Raw genomic sequence first — 17,481 nt, 5'->3', positions numbered from 1 at the left:
CCCTGCTACCACCTCAGCGTGCCGCGGGTGGCTCAGAGGACGCAGTTGACCAGGACGGGTTCCGGGTGCAGGGTGACGCCGAAGCGGTCGTGCACCCCGTCACGGATCTGCCGGGCCAGGGTGATCAGGGCGGTGGTGCTGGCGGTGCCGGAGCGGTTGGTGAGCGCCAGGGTGTGCTTGCCGGAGATCGCCACCCCCTCCGGGCCGGGGTGGCCCTTGCCGAAGCCGGTCTTGTCGATCAGCCATGCAGCGCTGACCTTGACCACGTCCCCTTCGCCCGGCCAGGACGGCGGCTCGCCCAGGTCGGTGGCGCGCTCCCGGAGCAGCTCGTACGCGGTCCGGTGCAGTACGGGGTTGGTGAAGAAGGAACCCACCGAGCGGGTGTCCGGGTCGGTCGGGTCGAGCACCATGCCCTTGCCGGCGCGCAGCCGGCGGACCGTGTCCCGGGCGTCGGCCAGCGGCACCCGGTCGCCGACCTCGACGCCGAGCGCCCGGGCCAGTTCGGCGTAGCGGACCGGGGTGGACAGCGGCGAGCGGTGCAGCCGGAAGTCGACGGAGAGCACCACCCAGCGGTCGCTGTACCGGAAGACGCTGGACCGGTACGCGAACCCGCAGTCGGCGGCGTCGATCCGGCTGACGCTGCCCTCGTGGCGGTCGTACACCTGGACGCCGGTGACCGTCTCGGCGACCTCCTGGCCGTACGCGCCGACGTTCTGGATCGGGGTGGCGCCGGCCGAACCGGGGATGCCGGATAGGCACTCCACCCCGGACCAGCCGTTGGCGACAGTGGTGGCGACCAGGTCGTCCCAGGGCTCACCGGCGGAGACCCGGAGGGTGACCGTGTCGGCGTCCTCGGCGACGACCTGGAACCCCCGGGAGCGGACCAGGACGACGGTGCCGTCGAACCCGACGTCCCCGATCACCACGTTGCTGCCCCCGGCGAGCAGGAGGACCGGTTCTTCGCTCCGGTGCGCCTCGCGCACCCTCTGTACGATCTCCTCGGCGCTGGCAGCGGTCACGAGCCGGCTCGCCGCACCACCGAGCCGCAGCGTGGTGTATCTCGCCAGGGAACGGTCGTCGGCGGAATCGGTGTCGGCTGTCGGCTGGGCGTAGACGTCTGGCACGCCTTTCACCCTAGGCTGGGGAACAACCGTGGCGCGGCACAGGTGGCACGGTCACCCCGGGAGGATCGCGATGAGCAGACCGCACGTCAGCAAGGATTTCTGGATTGGCGCGCTCCGGACGGAGGGCCCGGCGTTCGCTGCCGCCGCGGGCGAGGCGCCGCCGGAGACACCCGTCCTCTCCTGCCCCGGCTGGACGGTCACCGATCTCGTCCTGCACCTCGCCGGGGTCTACCGGTTCGCGCACGAGCGGGTCAGCGCGGGTCAGGCCACCGCACCGGCGGCACCTCGCCCGGAGCGAGCCGAGGTGCCCGCCGACTCCACCCCGTTGCGGGTCTGGCAGGAGTCGTACGACCGGTTGATGGCGCTCTTCGACGGCCTGGACCCGGAGGTGCCGGCCTGGAACTGGGCGCCGCAGCCGAAGCGGGCCGGTTTCTGGCTGCGGCGGCTGGCGCACGAGACCGCGATGCACCGCTGGGACGCCCAGCTCGCCATCGCGGCCGGCGAGCCGGTCGAGGCGAAGCTCGCGGCCGACGGGGTGAGCGAGGTGCTGGACACCTTCCTGCCGGCGGGTCGCCGCCCGACGCCCGGCCAGTGGCGTGGCGTGGCGCAGTTGGTGGCGACGGACGCCGGGCAGGAGTGGTTCCTGCGGCTGCGCGGCGAGGGGGTGGCGCTGCTGGACACCGGCACCATCCTCGACCACGACGACCACCACGCGCGGGCGCACGCGGTGGGCACCGCCAGCGACCTGCTGCTGGCGCTGTGGGGACGGGTGGACTTCGGCACCCTGGAGGTGACCGGGGACCACTCCCTGTTGGCGGGGCTGCGGGTGGGCTGATCGTCGGGTGGTGACGAAGCGGGGGCGGTCCGCCCCCGCTTTTTCGGCATACGACTGAGAGCGCTCTCTTGACAGCATCCGGTACACCCACCACCCTTGCGTGAGAGCGCTCTCCCAGCGCTTTCACATACCCACCCCACGCCGCAGCACACACCAACCTGAGAGGGGTCCGATACAGATGGGTGTCATGCCACGCCGCCGCCTCGCGGCGGTCGCCCTGGTGGCGGCCACCGCGTTGCTCGCGCCCACCGCCTGCGGCGGGAGCGACGAGCCCGCCGAGGGCGGTCCGATCACGCTGACCGTCGATGTCTTCGGCCAGTTCGGCTACGAGGAGCTGTACCGGGAGTACGAGTCCACCCACCCCGGCATCAAGATCGTCGAACGGGGCACCGGCGGCAACCTCGACGAGTACTCCCCCAAGCTCACCCAGTGGCTGGCCGCCGGCAAGGGTGCCGGGGACGTGGTCGCCATCGAGGAGGGGTTGATGGTCGAGTACAAGGCCAACCCCCAGCACTTCGTCAACCTCCTCGACCACGGTGCCGACGCGCTGAAGGGCAACTTCCTGGAGTGGAAGTGGAACCAGGGCCTGACCGCCGACGGCAAGCACCTGATCGGCCTCGGCACCGACGTCGGCGGCATGGCGATGTGCTACCGCAAGGACCTGTTCGCCAAGGCCGGCCTGCCCACCGCCCGGGACGAGGTGTCCAAGCTCTGGCCGACCTGGGCCGACTACATCCGCGTCGGTGAGCAGTTCACCGCGAAGAAGACCGGTGCGTCCTTCCTCGACGCGGGAACCAACATCTTCAACACCATCGTGCTCCAGACCGCCGGCGGCGGGCCGGGCTACCACTACTACGACACCAGCGACAAGCTGGTCGTCGACAGCAACCCGGCGGTCCGGCAGGCCTGGGACACCACCATGGACATCGTCGACTCCGGCCTGTCCGGCAAGTACGGATCCTGGTCCGAGGAGTGGGTCTCCGCCTTCAAGCAGGCCAAGTTCGCCACCATCGCCTGCCCGGCCTGGATGACCGGGGTCATCGAGGGCAACGCCGGCCCGACCGCCAAGGGCCAGTGGGACATCGCCCGGGTGCCCGGCGACGGCGGCAACTGGGGCGGTTCGCACCTGGCCGTGCCCAAGCAGAGCAAGCACCAGGCGGAGGCGATCGAGCTGGCCAAGTTCCTGACCAGCGCCAAGGGGCAGATCGGCGCGTTCAAGGCCAAGGGCCCGCTGCCGTCGTCCCCGCAGGCCCTCGCCGACCCGGCGATCGTCGACTCGAAGAACCCGTACTTCTCCGACGCCCCGGTCGGGCAGATCTTCGCCGAGGGCGCCAAGACCCTGAAGCCGGTCTACATGGGTCCGAAGAACCAGGCGGTCCGGACCGAGGTGGAGAACGCCGTCCGCACCGTCGAGCTCGGTCAGCGCAGCCCCGAGGAGGGCTGGAAGGACGCGGTGAACAACGCCAAGAAGGCCGCCGACAAGTGACCGTCGGACTCGAACGGCCACCGGTGGGGGTCCCGGTGCCCCACCGGACCGGCCGCCGAAAGGGGTACGCCTCAGCCGGCTCGACCAGCGCTGGTCGCCGTACGTCTACATCGCGCCGTTCTTCCTGCTCTTCGGGGTCTTCGGGCTCTACCCGCTGGGCTACACGTTCTGGGTGTCGCTGCACGACTGGGACCTGCTCGGCACCGAGCACGCGTTCGTGGGCGCGGAGAACTACAGCCGGCTGATGGCCGACGCGGACTTCTGGCACGCGGTGGTCAACACCCTCGGCATCTTCGTCATCTCCACCGTCCCGCAACTGCTCGCCGCGCTCTGGCTGGCGAACCTGCTCAACCGCCAGTTGCGGGCCCGGACCATGTTCCGGATGGCGGTGCTGGTGCCGAACGTGACGTCGACCGCCGCCGTGGCGATCGTCTTCGGGGTGCTCTTCGGCCGCGAGTTCGGCATGGTCAACTGGCTGCTCGACCTGGTCGGCGTCGACCCGGTCGCCTGGAAGTCCGACCGGTTCGCCTCCTGGGTGGCCATCTCGACCATGGTCGACTGGCGGTGGACCGGCTACAACGCGCTGATCTTCCTGGCCGCGATGCAGGCCATCCCCCGCGACCTGTACGAGGCGGCGGCGATCGACGGGGCCAACCGGGTCCGGCAGTTCTGGTCGATCACCGTGCCGCTGCTCAAGCCCACCATCATCTTCACCGTCATCATCTCCACCATCGGCGGGCTGCAACTCTTCACCGAGCCGCGTCTGTTCCACTCCGGCACCAACCCGATCCGGGGCGGACCGCTGCGGGAGTCGCAGACGGTGACCATGTACATGTTCGAGAACGCCTTCGCCCCCCACTACAACTTCGGCTACGGCTCTGCGGTGGCCTGGCTGCTCTTCGCGCTCATCGCGGTCGTGGCGGCGATCAACGTACTGATGCTGCGCCGGCTCGCCGGCGGCGGCCGGAAGAAGGAGGGCGGCCGATGAACCGGCTCTGGTCGGCCAGCCGGCTCACCTACGCGGCGCTGATCGTCGCCGGCCTCATGTCGATCTTCCCCATCTACTGGATGTTCGTGGTGGCCAGCCGCTCCAGCGACGCGATGGGGCAGGTCCCGCCCCCGGTCACCCCGGGCGGCAACCTCGGCGCGAACATCGCCCGGCTGTTCTCCAACACCGACGCGTACTTCCTGACCGGGCTGATCAACTCGGCGATCGTGGCCACCACGGTCACCGTCTCGGTGGTGTTCTTCTCCACCCTGGCCGGGTTCGCCTTCGCCAAGCTGCGTTTCCGGGGACGCAACGCGCTGCTGCTGGTGATCGTGGCGACGATGATGGTCCCCACCCAGCTCGGCGTCATCCCGCTCTACCTGCTCATGACGAAGCTGAACTGGAACGACCGGCTGCCCGCGGTAATCGTCCCGGCCCTGGTCACCGGCTTCGGCGTGTTCATGATGCGGCAGTACGCCGGCCAGGCGGTCAGCACCGAGCTGATCGAGGCAGCCCGGGTGGACGGCTGCAACACCGCCCGGATCTACTGGAACGTGGTGCTGCCCGCGCTCCGGCCGGCCGCCGCGGTGCTGGGGCTGCTCACCTTCATGACCACCTGGAACGACTTCCTCTGGCCGTACGCGGTACTCAACGACCCGGAGAACCCGACCGTGCAACTATCGTTGCGGGCGCTGTCGGACGGGTACTACCAGGACATGTCCCAGGTGTTCACCGGGACGGCCATCGCCACCCTGCCCCTGCTGCTCGTCTTCGTCCTGTTCGGCCGCCAGATCATCGGCGGAATCATGGAAGGTGCGGTCAAGGCGTGAAAGCGTTGCGATTTCCCGAGAACTTCGTCTGGGGAGCGGCCACCGCCGCGTACCAGATCGAGGGCGCGGCCCACGACGACGGCCGCGCTCCGTCGATCTGGGACACCTTCAGCCGTACGCCGGGGAAGGTCTTCCAGGGGCACACCGGCGACGTGGCCTGCGACCACTACCACCGGCACCGCGACGACGTGGCGCTGATGGCGGAGCTGGGGCTGCGGGCGTACCGCTTCTCCGTCGCCTGGCCCCGGATCCGGCCCGACGGCACCGGCCCGGTCAACCCGCGCGGCCTGGACTTCTACGACCGGCTGGTGGACTCCCTCGCCGAGCGGGGCATCGACCCGATCGTCACGCTCTACCACTGGGACCTGCCGCAGACCCTGGAGGACCGGGGCGGCTGGACCAACCGCGAGACCGCCGAGCACTTCGCCGAGTACGCCACCGCGGTGTACGCCCGCCTCGGCGACCGGGTGCGCACCTGGACCACGCTCAACGAGCCGTGGTGCTCGGCGTACCTCGGCTACGGCAGCGGGGTGCACGCCCCCGGCGTACGGAATCCGGGTGCCGCGTTCACCGCCGTCCACCACCTGCTGCTCGGGCACGGCCTGGCGACCCGCGCGCTGCGCGCGGCCGGCGCGGAGACCATCTCGATCACCCTCAACCCGGCCGACGTCCAGCCGGCCGACCCGACCAGCGCCGCCGACGCCGCCGCCGTACGCCTCGTCGACGGGTTGCAGAACCGGATCTTCCTGGATCCGCTGCTGCGCGCCGGCTACCCGGAGGACATGCTGGAACACGTCGCCCGGTTTGTCGAGCCGACCTTCGTCCGCGACGGCGACGAGAAGCTCATCGCCGCCCCGATCGACCTGCTCGGGCTGAACTTCTACCAGCCGACCTACGTGGCCGGGCGGCCCGGCGCGGACGGGGACGACGGGACGTACCCGGGCACCGAGGGGGTGGTGGAGTTCCTGCCGCCGACCGGAACCCTCACCGACATGGGCTGGCTGGTCGAGCCGGCCGGTCTGACCCGGGTGCTGGAGCGGATCGCCACCGACTACCCCGGCGTACCGCTCATGATCACGGAGAACGGCGGGGCGTTCCCGGACACCGCCCGCACCGAGGACGGGCAGGTGGCCGACGACGACCGGATCGCCTACCTCGACGGGCACCTGCGGGCGGCGCACGAGGCGATCAGCCGCGGCGTGGACCTGCGGGGCTATCTCGTATGGTCGTTGCTGGACAACTTCGAGTGGGCCGAGGGGTACCGGAAGCGGTTCGGGATCGTCCACGTCGACTACCTGACCCAGCGGCGCACACCGAAGGCCAGCGCCCGGTGGTACCAGGAGGTGATCTCCCGGAACGGGCTGTGACGAGGCGGTGGTGACAGGGATGACGACGGCGCAGCGACCCACGCTGGAGGCGGTGGCCCGGCGGGCCGGGGTGTCGCGGGCGACCGTGTCGCGGGTGGTCAATGGCTCCACCACGGTCGCCGAGCCGATTCGGGCCGCGGTGCACCAGGCCGTGGCCGAGCTGGGGTACGTGCCGAACCTGGCCGCCCGCAGCCTGGTCACCCAGCGGACCGACTCGATCGCGCTGATCATGCCGGAGGCGGCCACCCGGGTCTTCTCCGACGACCAGGTCTTCCCCGGCATCATCCGGGGGGTCAGCCAGGAGTTGGAGGCCGCCGACAAGCAGCTCGTGCTGATGCTCGCCGGCTCACCGGCCGGGCGGGACCGGGTGGAGCGGTACACCACCGGGCGCCACGTCGACGGGGTGCTCTTCGCCTCGCTGCACGGCGCCGACCCGCTCCCCGCCCGCCTCGCCCGGCTGGGGATCCCGGTGGTGTCCAGCGGCCGGGGGCTCGGCGACTCCCCGGTCCCGTACGTCGACGTCGACCATGTCGGCGGGGTGACCCGGGCGGTGCGGTACCTGATCGAGAACGGCCGGCGGCGGATCGCCACCATCGCCGGCCCGCAGGACATGGTCGCCGGCATCGAACGACTCACCGGCTACCGGGACACCGTCGCCGCCGCCGGGCTGCCCGAGCTGGTCGCGTACGGCGACTTCACCCGAGAGTCCGGGGCGGCGGCGATGCGGACGCTGCTCACCGAGCACCCCGACCTGGACGCCGTCTTCGCGGCCAGCGACCTGATGGCGCACGCCGCCCTACGGACGCTCCGCGAGGCGGGCCGGCGGGTGCCGGCGGACGTGGCCGTGATCGGCTTCGACGACATCGAGACGGCCGCCTACACCGAGCCGCCGCTGACCACCGTCCGGCAGCCGATCCTGGAACTCGGCCGGGCCGGCACCCGTCAGGTGCTGCGCATCGCCGCTGGCGAGACCGTCGAGCCGGCCCTGATCCTCCCCACCGAGTTGGTGCTGCGCGCCTCCGCCTGACCCTCCCCGCCCCGGCCCCCGCCTCCTCGGCCTCCCTCGGCCGCCTCCTCGGGCTGGCCGCGCCTCGACATGCGGCATGTCGGGGTCTCCGGGCCGGGCGACACCCCGACATGCCGCAAGTCGTGTGGATCATGTGGGCCGAGGGGCGGCCGAGGGGGAGGGCGGCCCGCCCGGGGCGCGGGCGGGCCCGGGCGCGGGCGGGAAATGCCGTGGCTCGGGGCGTGGGCGGGCCGTACCGTACCGGGGTGACTGCTCCCGACCTGGTCCGCACCGCCCGTCCCGACGACGCGGCGGGCGTCGTCGCGCTCCGCGCGGTCGTCCACCCGTACCTGGTCCGGGGCGTCGAGTCGACCCGCCAGATGATCAGCGAACCCCCGCCCGGGGAGGAGTGGACCGCCTTCGTGGCCGAGGTCGACTCGACGGTCGTCGGCTGGGTGTCGGCGTACCGGAACGTCCGCACGTCGGCGACGGGCTCCGGGGAGATCGCCATGCTGCACGTCCATCCCGGGCACCGTGGGCGTGGGCTGGGCACCGCCCTGCTGGACGCGGCCCTGGACCACCTCGCGCCGCTCGGCCTCCACCGGCTGCGCACATGGGTATCGGTCGACTCGCTGCCGTTCGCGGAGAAGCGCGGCTTCACCCCGAGCCGGGCACTCCGCTACGCCCTGCTCGACCTACGGACGCCACCACCGGCGCCGGCCCTTCCCGCCGGGGTACGGACACCCACGCTGACCAAACTGGAACCGCGCCGCCTGTACACGACATACGCCGCGGCGAGCGCGGACGAGCCGGAGGACGTGGCCTCCGACGCCCTCAGCTACGAGAACTGGTGCTACGAGGTCTGGAACAACGTCGGGCTGGACCGCCACGCCAGCACGGCGGTGGAGGTCGACGGCGAACTGGTCGCGTTCAGTCTGGTCAAGCGGGACGGTGATCGGATGTGGTCGGACATGACCGCCACGCTGCCGGCGTACCGGGGACGGGGGCTGGCCCGGCTGGCAAAGCTCGCGGCGCTGCACCGGGCCGGTACCAGCGGCGTGACCCGCGCGTTCACCTCGAACGACGAGGCGAACGCGCCGATGCTGGCGGTCAACGCGCGCCTCGGCTACCAGCCGGTCGCCACGCTCTGGTCCTGCCTGCGCGACCTGCCGGCGGGGGGCTGAACCGGCCGGTCAGGACAACGCTGCGCGCCCGCGCGCAGCCCTCCACCCCCGGCCCGGACCGCCCCGCCTGGACCGCCTGGACCGCCCCGCCTGGACCGCCTGGACCGCCCCGCCTGGACCCCCGGACCGCCCGGATCGGCTGGGCCGCCCGCCTGGACCGCCCGGACCGCCCGGACCGCCCGCCTGGACCGCCCCGCCTGGACCGCCTGGGCCGCCCGCCTGGACCGCCCGGCCTGGCGCCGGCGGGGCGGCGGTCAGGTGGCTACGCGCTGGGCGGTGCGGAAGGTGTCGACGCCGAAGAGCACCAGCCGGGCCTCGGTGACGGTGGTCGGGGTCGCGGCGCGCAGCACCGACAGCGCCTGCCCGACGGCATCCTCGACCGGCCAACCGAAGATCCCGGCCGAGATCAGCGGGAAGGCGACCACGGTCGCGCCCAGTTCGTCGGCGACCCGGAGGCTGTTGGCGTAGCAATCGCGCAGCAGCGCCGAGCGGTCCTCGGCGGCCGAGAAGACCGGGCCGACGGTGTGGACCACCCACCGGGCGGGCAGGTTCCCTGCGGTGGTGGCGACCGCCTGCCCGGTCGGCAGACCGCGACCGTAGCGGGAGGCGCGCAGTGCCCGGCACTCGGCGAGGATGGCCGGCCCGCCCCGGCGGTGGATCGCGCCGTCGACGCCGCCGCCGCCGAGCAGGGACGAGTTCGCGGCGTTGACGACGGCGTCCACCTGCTGTCTGGTGATGTCTCCCTCGACCAGGTCGATTCTCACGGCCGGGCCACCTCCTCGATTTTCACGGCCGGGCCGCTTCCTCGATGGGCTGGCCGAGGATGCGCCGGGTGAGCAGTGCCGCGCCGGCCACCGCAGCGGGCATGATCAGCACCGCGCCGAGCGGGATCAGGAAGCAGACGAAGACCGCCACGCCGAAGCCGAGCGAGGTCGGCAGGTCGGCCCGGAGTACGCGACGGCGGTCCGGCAGGCGCATACCGCGCCGGTAGAAGGGCGCCCCGACCAGTTCCAGGGCGAGGACCCAGCCGCCGATGACCGCCCCGACCACCGGGACGACCGTCTGCCCGACCACCGGGATGAACCCGGCCACGAAGAGTGGGATGCCGATCAGCACCGAGATCGCGACGAGCCGCAGCGAGTCGACGACGCTGCGGCGCAGCGACCCCCAGAACGGCACCTCCACCTCGCCGGGGGTGCCGCCGTACCGCTGCTCGACCCGCTCGGAGATCTTCTCGTAGAACGGGTCACCGACGACCAGGGTGACCGCGGTGAAGGTGAGCACCCCGACCAGGCCGCCGATCCCCAGCAGGGCCAGCCCGGCCATCACCCGTACCAGGTTGCGCGGGGTCGCCGACCAGTCGTCGGCGAACGGGGTGACCAGCGCGGCCAGGTCGTCGACGAAGTACACCAGCGCGGCGAAGGCGCCCAGGAAGAGCACACCGGTGATCAGCGCGGGCAGGATGCCGAGCAGCATCAACCGGGGGCTGCGGGCGTACAGGGCGAGACCGCGCAGCAGCAGCCCGACCCCGGAGAAGAACCGGCCGACGGCGCTCGCCGCCGGGGCGGTGACCCTGGTTGTGTCCACGAACCGGAAGCCTAGTGGCCGCCGCCCACATCCACCGATTGGTGGATTCTCCGCCTCCACCGGAGCCGCTGCGGATCATCTCCCGCTGGTCGATTCGGGGCCGGGCCGACGCCACGACCATGGAGGGGTGAGCAAGGTCCTGGCGAAGGGGCGCGTCATGCCGGCCATCGAGGTGGTCAACCTGCACAAACGGTACGGCGACCGGGTGGCCGTGCACGACGTCTCGTTCGCCGTGGCGGCGGGGGAGGTGTTCGGCGTCCTCGGTAGGAACGGCGCCGGCAAGACCACCACCGTCGAGTGCGTGGCCGGGCTACGCGTCCCGAACGGGGGTACGGTGTCAGTCCTCGGACTCGACCCGCACGGGGACGCGTCCCGGCTGCGCCACCGGGTCGGCGTACAGCTACAGGAGAGCCAGCTACCGGACCGGATCCGGGTACGCGAGGCGCTCGACCTGTACGCCTCGTTCTACCGCGCGCCGATCCGTCCCGACCGCCTCCTCGACGAGTTGGGGCTCGGGGCGCAGCGCGACGTCGCGTACCGGAAACTCTCCGGCGGGCAGAAGCAGCGGCTGTCGATCCCGCTGGCCCTGGTCGGCGACCCGGAGGTGGCGATCCTGGACGAGCTGACCACCGGGCTCGACCCGCACGCCCGGCAGGACACCTGGGCGGTGGTCGAGCGGCTCCGCGAGCGGGGGGTGACCGTACTGCTGGTCACCCACCTGATGGCCGAGGCCGAGCGGCTCTGCGACCGGGTCGTGGTGCTCGACGCCGGCCGGGTGGTCGCGCTGGACACCGCCGCCGCGTTGACCCAGCGCCTCGGCCGGTCCAGCCTGGACGACGTCTTCCTGGAGCTGACCGACCAGGCGGGACGGACGCCCTCATGACCGCCCGGGACAACGGGCCGGACCAGGCCGCCGGGGGCAACGGGCCGGACCAGGCTGCCGGGAAACCCGCCCGGCTGGCCGGCTTCGCCCGGATCCTCCGCGTGGAGGTCCGCCTGTTCCTGCGGGAACCACTGGCGGTCTTCCCGTCGGTGGCGCTGCCCGCCGCCATCCTCGCCCTGCTCGGGTCGGTGCCCGCCCTGCGCCGGCCGGACGACCTCTTCGGCGGGCACACCCTGGTCGGCCCGGCACGGGGTGCCCGCCGAGGTCCGCACCACCGGTACGCCCCGCCCGCTGCACCCGCAGGTCGAGGTCACCCTGCTCCGGGCCGCGCAGGAGGCGCTGACCAACGCGGCGAAACACGCGGACGCGACCCGGGTCGGGCTGACCCTGTCGTACATGGAGGACGTGGTGACCCTGGACGTCCGCGACGACGGGGCAGGCTTCGACCCCGCGCTCCTCGCCGGACTGCCCGCCGACGGGCCGGTGGACGGCGGATTCGGGCTGGTCGCGATGCGGCAACGGGTCACCGGCGTCGGCGGCCACCTGGCGGTGGAGTCCGAGCCGGGTGGCGGCACCGCCATCTCGGCCACCGTCCCGGCGCTGCCTTTCGGCGCTGCCGGATGAGCGTGGACGGGCCGATCCGGCTGCTGATCGTCGACGACCATCCGGTGGTCCGGGACGGGCTGCACGGCATGTTCGACGGCGATCCCGGGTTCGTCGTGGTCGGCGCGGCGGCCGACGGGGCGGAGGCGCTGGCCGTGGCGGCGGCGACGGGCCCGGACGTGGTCCTGATGGACCTGCGGATGCCGGGCATGGACGGGGCCACCGCGACCCGCCGGCTGACCCGGGCCCACCCCACCGTCCGCGTGCTGGTGCTGACCACGTACGACACCGACGTCGACGTGCTCCCGGCGATCCAGGCCGGGGCCACCGGCTACCTGCTCAAGGACGCGCCCCGGAACGAGCTGGTCCGGGCGGTACGGGCGGCGGCGCGCGGCGAGTCGGTCCTCTCCCCCACCGTGGCGGCTCGGCTGATGGGGCGGCTGCGGGAGCCGGGGCACGAGGCACCCAGCCAGCGGGAGCTGGAGGTGCTCACCCTGGTCGCGCAGGGCCTGGCGAACCGGGAGATCGCCGCGCGGCTGTTCGTCAGCGAGGCCACGGTCAAGACCCACCTGCTGCACCTGTACGCCAAGCTCGGCGTCAACGACCGGGCCGCCGCCGTGGCGACCGCGTACGACCGGGGCCTGCTCACGCCGGGCGGGCGGTGACCCGGGCAGGATGGTCGGGTGCGCGCGTCCCGGTTGATCTCCCTGCTCCTGTTGCTCCAGTCGCGGGAGGCGATGACCGCCGCCGAGTTGGCCCGGGAGCTGGAGGTCTCCGAGCGGACGGTGTACCGGGACGTGCTGGCGCTCTCCGCCGCCGGGGTGCCGATCTACGCGGACCGGGGCCGGGCCGGTGGGTACCGGCTGCTCGGCGGGTACCGGACCCGGCTCACCGGGTTGACCCGGCAGGAGGCGGAGGCGCTCTTCCTCGCCGGCCTACGCGGGCCGGCCGGGGACATGGGCCTCGCCGACGCGGTCGCCGCCGCCGAACTGAAGGTGCTGGCGGCGCTCCCGCCGTCGCTGCGGGACGCGCCGGCCCGCACCGGGCAACGCTTCCACCTGGACGTGCCGGGCTGGTTCCGGCACGTCGCGCCGCCGGAATGGCTGGCCGAGCTGGCCGGCGCGGTCTGGCGGGACCGGGTGGTCCGGCTGCGGTACCGGCGCGGCGAACAGGAGGTCGACCGCACGGTGCAGCCGTACGGGCTGGTGCTCAAGAGTGGCACCTGGTATCTCGTCGGCCGAATCGGCACGGGATACCGGACGTACCGGGTGGACCGGGTGCTCGACGTGGTGGTGGACGGGGACACCTTCGACCGGGACGACCGGTTCGACCTGGGCGGGTACTGGCGGGAGCAGGCCGAGGCGTTCCTCCGACAGATGCTCGCCGAGCGGGTCACCGTCCGTCTCACCCCGGCGGGCCTGCGCGCGCTGCGGTACGTGGCGCACGCCCCGTTCGCGTACGACGAGGCGGTCGAGGGGGCCGGCGAACCCGACGGGCAGGGCCGGGTGGTGACCCGGCTGCCCGTCGAGTCCATCGAGGTGGCGTACGACCTGCTGCTCGCGCTCGGGCCGGAGGCGGAGGTGCTCGACCCGCCGGAGCTGCGGACCCGGCTGGCCGACGCCGCCGACCGGCTGGCCGCGCTCTACCGGGACGGTCAGCGGTAGCCGGTGACGTCGGCCGGTTTGCCGGCGTCCTGCACCTCGACCAGGTACCGCCAGGCGTCCGGCTGGCTGCCGTCGACGTCGGTGAAGCCGTACTCCCGGGCCAACTCGCCGCTGGAGACGGACCGCCCGTTCCACCGGGCCCGGTCCGCGTCGGCGGCCAGGGCCGCCACCGCCCGCCCCACCAGGGCCGGTGTCTCCGAGATGGCGAAGTGCGGCTCCTTCGCCAGCGCGTCCCGCCAGTTCTCCTCGGTGACCCCGTAGTGCGCCAGCATCATCTCCGACCGCAGCCAGCCCGGGGTGAGCGCGACTGCGGTGGCGCCGTGCGGCTTCAGCTCGTGGGCCTGCGCGAACGCCAGCCGGTTGACCGCCACCTTGGCGAGGTCGTAGAAGAGCGAGTCGCGGTAGTTGTCGGCGTTGTACGCGGTGGTGCCGTCGCCGACCTCCACCACCAACCCACCCGGCCGGCGGATCAACAGGGGCAGGGCGAAGTGGCTGGTGGTGATGTGGGTGTCGATCGCCAGCCGGAGCGTACGGAACCCGGCGTCGAGCGGCTGCTCCCAGACCGGCGTGTCCCAGGTGATCAGGGGGTCGGCCCCCCAGACGTCGTTGACCAGCACGTCGAGCCGGCCCTGCTCGGCGTCGATCCGGGCGACCAGGTCGCGTACCTGTTCGGGCACGAGATGGTCGACGCGGACGGCGATGCCGTTGCCCCCGGCGGCGGTGACCAGGTCGGCGGTCTCCTCGATGGTCTCCGGCCGGTCCAGTTCGGACCGGCCCGCCCGGCTGCTCCGGCCGGTCGCGTAGACGGTCGCCCCGGCCGCGCCGAGTTGGACCGCGATCTGCCGGCCGGCGCCCCGTGTCGCCCCGGCGACCAACGCAATCTTCCCGGTCAGTGGTTTTGTCGTCATGCCCCGACCCTGCCAGCGTTACCTGACACGTCAGGTCAGCTTTTCCGCGCCGATCGCCGACGGAAAGCAGATCGCTCGTGGGAAGGCAATCGCTCGCGGGAAGGCGATCGCTCGTGGAAAGCGATCAGTCGTTGAGGAAGGTCGAGATCCGGTCCCGGAGGTCGGCGCGGTCGGTCCAGAGAACGCCCGGCCGGTCGTACACGTGCAGGGTGGCCTGGGGCAACACGCCGGCCAGCGTCTCGGCGACCTCGACCGGGTGTCGGTCGTCACCGGCGCAGCCGATCACCAGGGCGGGCGCGGTGACCGTTTCGAGTGCCCGGGCGTCCCGCAGCGGAGCCTGTTCCAGCAGCCCGGCCAGCTCGGCCGCGAGTCCGTCCCGGAGCAGGTGGTCCAGCCGCTGCCGCAGGTACGCCCAGCCGGCCGGGGTGTTGCGGACGGCCGGCGGCAGCTCGACCGAGACGACGTCCGCCACGGCCGACGCCTCCCCGCTCTCGACGGCGGCCAGCAGCTCGGCCAACCACTGGCGGGCGCGGGTGTCCCGGGGCCGGTCCAGCACCGCCGGCAGGAAGAAGACCAGCCGCTCGAAGCGTTCCGGGCTCTCCACCAGCAGCCGGCAGAGCGCCCCGGCGCCCAGGCTCGCCCCGAAGGCCTGGGTCGCCCCACTGAGGTCGGCGACCGCCCGCAGGTCACGGGCGAGGTCGAGGTAGTTCCACGGCCCGGGGGCGTGTCGGAGCGGCCGTGCCCCCGGAACTGGAAGAAGACCCGGCGACCGGCGACCGCGCTGCCGAACGGTCGGGTGGTGGCGATGCCGTTGGCGAGCCCGTGCGCGAACACGGTGGTCCGGTCGCCCGCCCCGGTCACCAGCCGTTCCAGCCGGACGCCGTGCGGGGTGGCGACCAGCTCGGTCTCCGGCTCCGGCAGGGCCGGACGACCGGTACGCGGCGCGCCCGGGCCCGGTCCCCACGTCCGTGGCCCGCCGTCGGGCGGCGGTGGCCAGCGGAAATCTCTCACCAGAAACCCTTGCCGTCGGAGAGGTCACGCAGCCCCGTCCGGACGTCGAGCAGGTAGATGAGCCCGGCGGCGATGCCGATCAGTCCGAACAGGCTGATCGGGCCGAATCCGAGCAGGGTGAGCGCCAGGCAGACCGCCAGGATGGCGATCCACCCGCCCTTGGGCAGGGTCCCGATCGCGGGGAACGCGTCGGCGCGCTGGGTGATGGCGTGCACCAGCGCGACGCCCTGCACGATCAGCGCGAAGACGAGCAGGATCAGCTCGATCACGGAGCGGACATCGAGGAAGAAGATCGGCGCGGCGTTGGCCATGTCGGCAAGCTTATGCCGGCGACCCCGGAATCGTCCGACAGGACGCTTCCGGGGTCGCCGGTGGTGAATCTGTTCAGGTGCCGCCGGGTGCCGTACCCGAGGGGCGGGCGGGGTCGACGGTCGCCCGGCGGGCGGTCGGGCCGCTCAGTCGACGGCCGGGCGAGTCCGCTTCGTCGCCTTCGGCAGCTTCGCCGACGGGGTGTCGGCACTCGCCCGAGTAGCCCGGGCCCGCTTGACGGTGGCCGGCTTGGCGTCGGCGACCTCGGCCACGTCGGTCGGCGTAGCGGCCACCTCGGTCACCTCGACCACCTCGGTCACCTCGGCTGCCGGGGCTGCCGGGGCTGCCGCCTTGGAAGCGGTGGTGGTGTCCGTGCTGGCCTCGGTCGTCTCGATGTCGGCGTTGACGGTCTCGGCGGCCTCCAGCACGCCGGCGCCGACCACCCGCTCGCCCCGGGCGACCAGCGCGCCGTACGCGGCCAGCGCCCGCTCCTGGGCGGCCTGGGCGCCGGCCAGCACGACGGCGGCGTTGCGGCCGGCGGCCTCGCGCACCTTGTCCAGGTCGAGGTCGCCCGAGGTCGCCTTCTCCCGCAGCCCGGTGGCGGTGAGGTTGGCGGTCTTCAGCGTCTCGGTGGCCTTCTGCCGCAGCTCGAAGCCGGTCACCACGGCCTTTCCGCCGAGGTCGGCGACCACCCGGACGCCCAGGTCGGTGACCACGGACGGAAGCTTGCGAAGCTGCTCGAGCGCCAGGTCACCGGCGCCGGCGGCGGCGTAGATCGGAGCGGGGATGCGACTGGTCTTCGGCTGGGTCATGACGGATTCTCCTCCTCGACCGCCGGGGCGGTCGCCTTCTTGGTGGTCTTCCGGGAGTTGGTGACGCGGGTCCGTCCGGCCGGACGGGTGCCCGGGGCGGGAGCCGGCCCGGCCTCGGTAACGGCGACCGACTCCAGCACCGCCTCGGTCGGGGTGCCGCTGTCGGTGGTCGGACCGGTGGCCGCCGGGTTGACCATCGCCGCCGCACTGGCGAGCTTGTCCGCCGCCCCACGGGCAGCGAGGCTGTCCGGGGCCGTACCGGCGAGGTTGTCCGCCGCCGCACGGGCAGCGAGGCTGTCCGGGGTCGTGCCGGCAGCGGGGCCGCCAGCCGGGCCGGTACCGGCGGCAGCCGGAGCGCCGGGAGCCGCCTCGACGGCGTCCTCGCGGTCGGTGCCGGCGGTGGGGCCGGCGGCAGCGGTGGCCTGCTCGGCGGTGGCGGTCGCCTCGGCGAGCCGGACGTTCTCCCGGCGGAACGTCTCGTAGATCTGGGTGAGCGACTGCTTCTGTGCCATCGTCAGGTCCGGGTCGACGGCGATCGCGGCAAGCACCCCCTGCCCCTCGCGGTCGTCGAGCAGACCGGCCCGCAGGTACATCGCCGGGGTGGAGACCCGCAGCGCGCTGGCGAGCTGCTGGAGCACCTCGGCGCTGGGCTTGCGCAGGCCGCGCTCGATCTGGCTGAGGTACGGGTTGCTGACCCCGGCCTGCTCGGCCAGTTGCCGGAGCGAGATCTTCGCGTTGCGCCGCAGGTCACGGATGAAAACACCGACGTCGCGGGGCAGATCCTTCGGGGTGGCCATGTCTCCGACGCTAACCCCCGACGCTAACTCCTGCAAGCAGAACGCTAACCAGAGTTAGCGACGTCTCAGATCGTTTCCGCCCCGGTG

General features: G+C 72.8%; 17 protein-coding genes and 2 pseudogenes. 11 read left to right on the top strand and 8 right to left on the bottom strand.

The window, feature by feature from the left end; all coding sequences use genetic code 11:
• Positions 1-32 precede the first annotated feature (32 nt).
• Positions 33-1,124, bottom strand: coding sequence for a UDP-N-acetylmuramate dehydrogenase (locus GA0074692_RS28355; RefSeq protein WP_091649755.1), 1,092 nt, complete (start codon positions 1,122-1,124; stop codon positions 33-35).
• 70 nt (positions 1,125-1,194) lie between these two features.
• On the opposite strand from GA0074692_RS28355, the gene GA0074692_RS28350 reads away from it, so the two are divergent.
• From GA0074692_RS28350 to GA0074692_RS28320, 7 genes are all read left to right on the top strand, one after another.
• The gene (locus GA0074692_RS28350) at positions 1,195-1,959 is read left to right on the top strand and encodes a maleylpyruvate isomerase family mycothiol-dependent enzyme (RefSeq protein ID WP_091649752.1); all 765 of its coding nucleotides are present in this window, start codon (positions 1,195-1,197) and stop codon (positions 1,957-1,959) included.
• 178 nt (positions 1,960-2,137) lie between these two features.
• The gene (locus tag GA0074692_RS28345; protein WP_091649749.1) at positions 2,138-3,445 is read left to right on the top strand and encodes an ABC transporter substrate-binding protein; all 1,308 of its coding nucleotides are present in this window, start codon (positions 2,138-2,140) and stop codon (positions 3,443-3,445) included.
• 109 nt (positions 3,446-3,554) lie between these two features.
• Complete coding sequence (locus tag GA0074692_RS28340; RefSeq protein WP_091649745.1) at positions 3,555-4,433, top strand: carbohydrate ABC transporter permease; 879 nt, start codon at positions 3,555-3,557, stop codon at positions 4,431-4,433.
• A complete protein-coding gene (locus tag GA0074692_RS28335) occupies positions 4,430-5,263 on the top strand; it encodes a carbohydrate ABC transporter permease (RefSeq protein ID WP_091649743.1) in 834 nt (277 codons plus the stop codon). Before GA0074692_RS28340 ends, GA0074692_RS28335 begins: the two co-directional genes overlap by 4 nt.
• Positions 5,260-6,630 carry a GH1 family beta-glucosidase gene (locus GA0074692_RS28330; RefSeq protein WP_091649739.1) on the top strand — a complete coding sequence of 457 codons (1,371 nt, stop codon included), beginning with the start codon at positions 5,260-5,262 and terminating at the stop codon, positions 6,628-6,630. The genes GA0074692_RS28335 and GA0074692_RS28330 overlap by 4 nt, the downstream gene beginning before the upstream one ends.
• Before the next feature lie 19 nt (positions 6,631-6,649).
• A complete protein-coding gene (locus GA0074692_RS28325; RefSeq protein ID WP_091649736.1) occupies positions 6,650-7,657 on the top strand; it encodes a LacI family DNA-binding transcriptional regulator in 1,008 nt (335 codons plus the stop codon).
• A gap of 245 nt (positions 7,658-7,902) precedes the next feature.
• Complete coding sequence (locus tag GA0074692_RS28320; RefSeq protein WP_245730493.1) at positions 7,903-8,820, top strand: GNAT family N-acetyltransferase; 918 nt, start codon at positions 7,903-7,905, stop codon at positions 8,818-8,820.
• 254 nt (positions 8,821-9,074) lie between these two features.
• On the opposite strand, the gene GA0074692_RS28310 is transcribed toward GA0074692_RS28320, so the two are convergent.
• Positions 9,075-9,584, bottom strand: coding sequence for an O-acetyl-ADP-ribose deacetylase (locus tag GA0074692_RS28310; protein ID WP_091649730.1), 510 nt, complete (start codon positions 9,582-9,584; stop codon positions 9,075-9,077).
• Between the two features lie 22 nt (positions 9,585-9,606).
• A complete protein-coding gene (locus GA0074692_RS28305; RefSeq protein ID WP_091649726.1) occupies positions 9,607-10,407 on the bottom strand; it encodes an EI24 domain-containing protein in 801 nt (266 codons plus the stop codon).
• Positions 10,408-10,564: 157 nt separating this feature from the next.
• On the opposite strand from GA0074692_RS28305, the pseudogene GA0074692_RS28300 reads away from it, so the two are divergent.
• The 4 genes and pseudogenes from GA0074692_RS28300 to GA0074692_RS28285 form a co-directional block, all read left to right on the top strand.
• A pseudogene (locus GA0074692_RS28300) lies at positions 10,565-11,224 on the top strand (ABC transporter ATP-binding protein); the annotation flags it as partial.
• 318 nt (positions 11,225-11,542) lie between these two features.
• On the top strand, positions 11,543-11,914 hold the full coding sequence (locus GA0074692_RS28295) for a sensor histidine kinase (RefSeq protein WP_425413366.1): 372 nt from the start codon (positions 11,543-11,545) through the stop codon (positions 11,912-11,914).
• Positions 11,911-12,558 (top strand): response regulator, encoded by a 648-nt coding sequence (locus GA0074692_RS28290; RefSeq protein WP_091649724.1) that lies wholly within the window; start codon positions 11,911-11,913, stop codon positions 12,556-12,558. The genes GA0074692_RS28295 and GA0074692_RS28290 overlap by 4 nt, the downstream gene beginning before the upstream one ends.
• An 18-nt stretch (positions 12,559-12,576) precedes the next feature.
• Positions 12,577-13,557, top strand: coding sequence for a helix-turn-helix transcriptional regulator (locus GA0074692_RS28285; protein ID WP_091649719.1), 981 nt, complete (start codon positions 12,577-12,579; stop codon positions 13,555-13,557).
• Here GA0074692_RS28285 and GA0074692_RS28280 read toward each other — a convergent pair.
• The 5 genes and pseudogenes from GA0074692_RS28280 to GA0074692_RS36610 form a co-directional block, all read right to left on the bottom strand.
• Positions 13,548-14,465, bottom strand: a complete 918-nt coding sequence (locus tag GA0074692_RS28280) for an SDR family oxidoreductase (protein ID WP_091649716.1) — start codon at positions 14,463-14,465, stop codon at positions 13,548-13,550. The two genes, GA0074692_RS28285 and GA0074692_RS28280, sit on opposite strands and share 10 nt — an antisense overlap.
• A gap of 124 nt (positions 14,466-14,589) precedes the next feature.
• A pseudogene (locus GA0074692_RS28275) lies at positions 14,590-15,476 on the bottom strand (alpha/beta fold hydrolase).
• Complete coding sequence (locus tag GA0074692_RS28270) at positions 15,473-15,787, bottom strand: DUF2516 family protein (protein ID WP_091649710.1); 315 nt, start codon at positions 15,785-15,787, stop codon at positions 15,473-15,475. Before GA0074692_RS28270 ends, GA0074692_RS28275 begins: the two are co-directional and overlap by 4 nt.
• A gap of 144 nt (positions 15,788-15,931) precedes the next feature.
• On the bottom strand, positions 15,932-16,597 hold the full coding sequence (locus tag GA0074692_RS28265) for a hypothetical protein (protein ID WP_091649705.1): 666 nt from the start codon (positions 16,595-16,597) through the stop codon (positions 15,932-15,934).
• Entirely contained in the window at positions 16,594-17,394 is an 801-nt protein-coding gene (locus GA0074692_RS36610) for a helix-turn-helix domain-containing protein (RefSeq protein WP_091649700.1), read from the bottom strand. Before GA0074692_RS36610 ends, GA0074692_RS28265 begins: the two co-directional genes overlap by 4 nt.
• Positions 17,395-17,481: the final 87 nt, after the last annotated feature.

The organism is Micromonospora pallida, from assembly GCF_900090325.1.
Classification (GTDB): Bacteria; Actinomycetota; Actinomycetes; order Mycobacteriales; family Micromonosporaceae; genus Micromonospora; species Micromonospora pallida.
The sequence above is the reverse complement of the archived record's forward strand: the minus strand, read 5'-3'. Positions and strand labels throughout refer to the sequence as shown.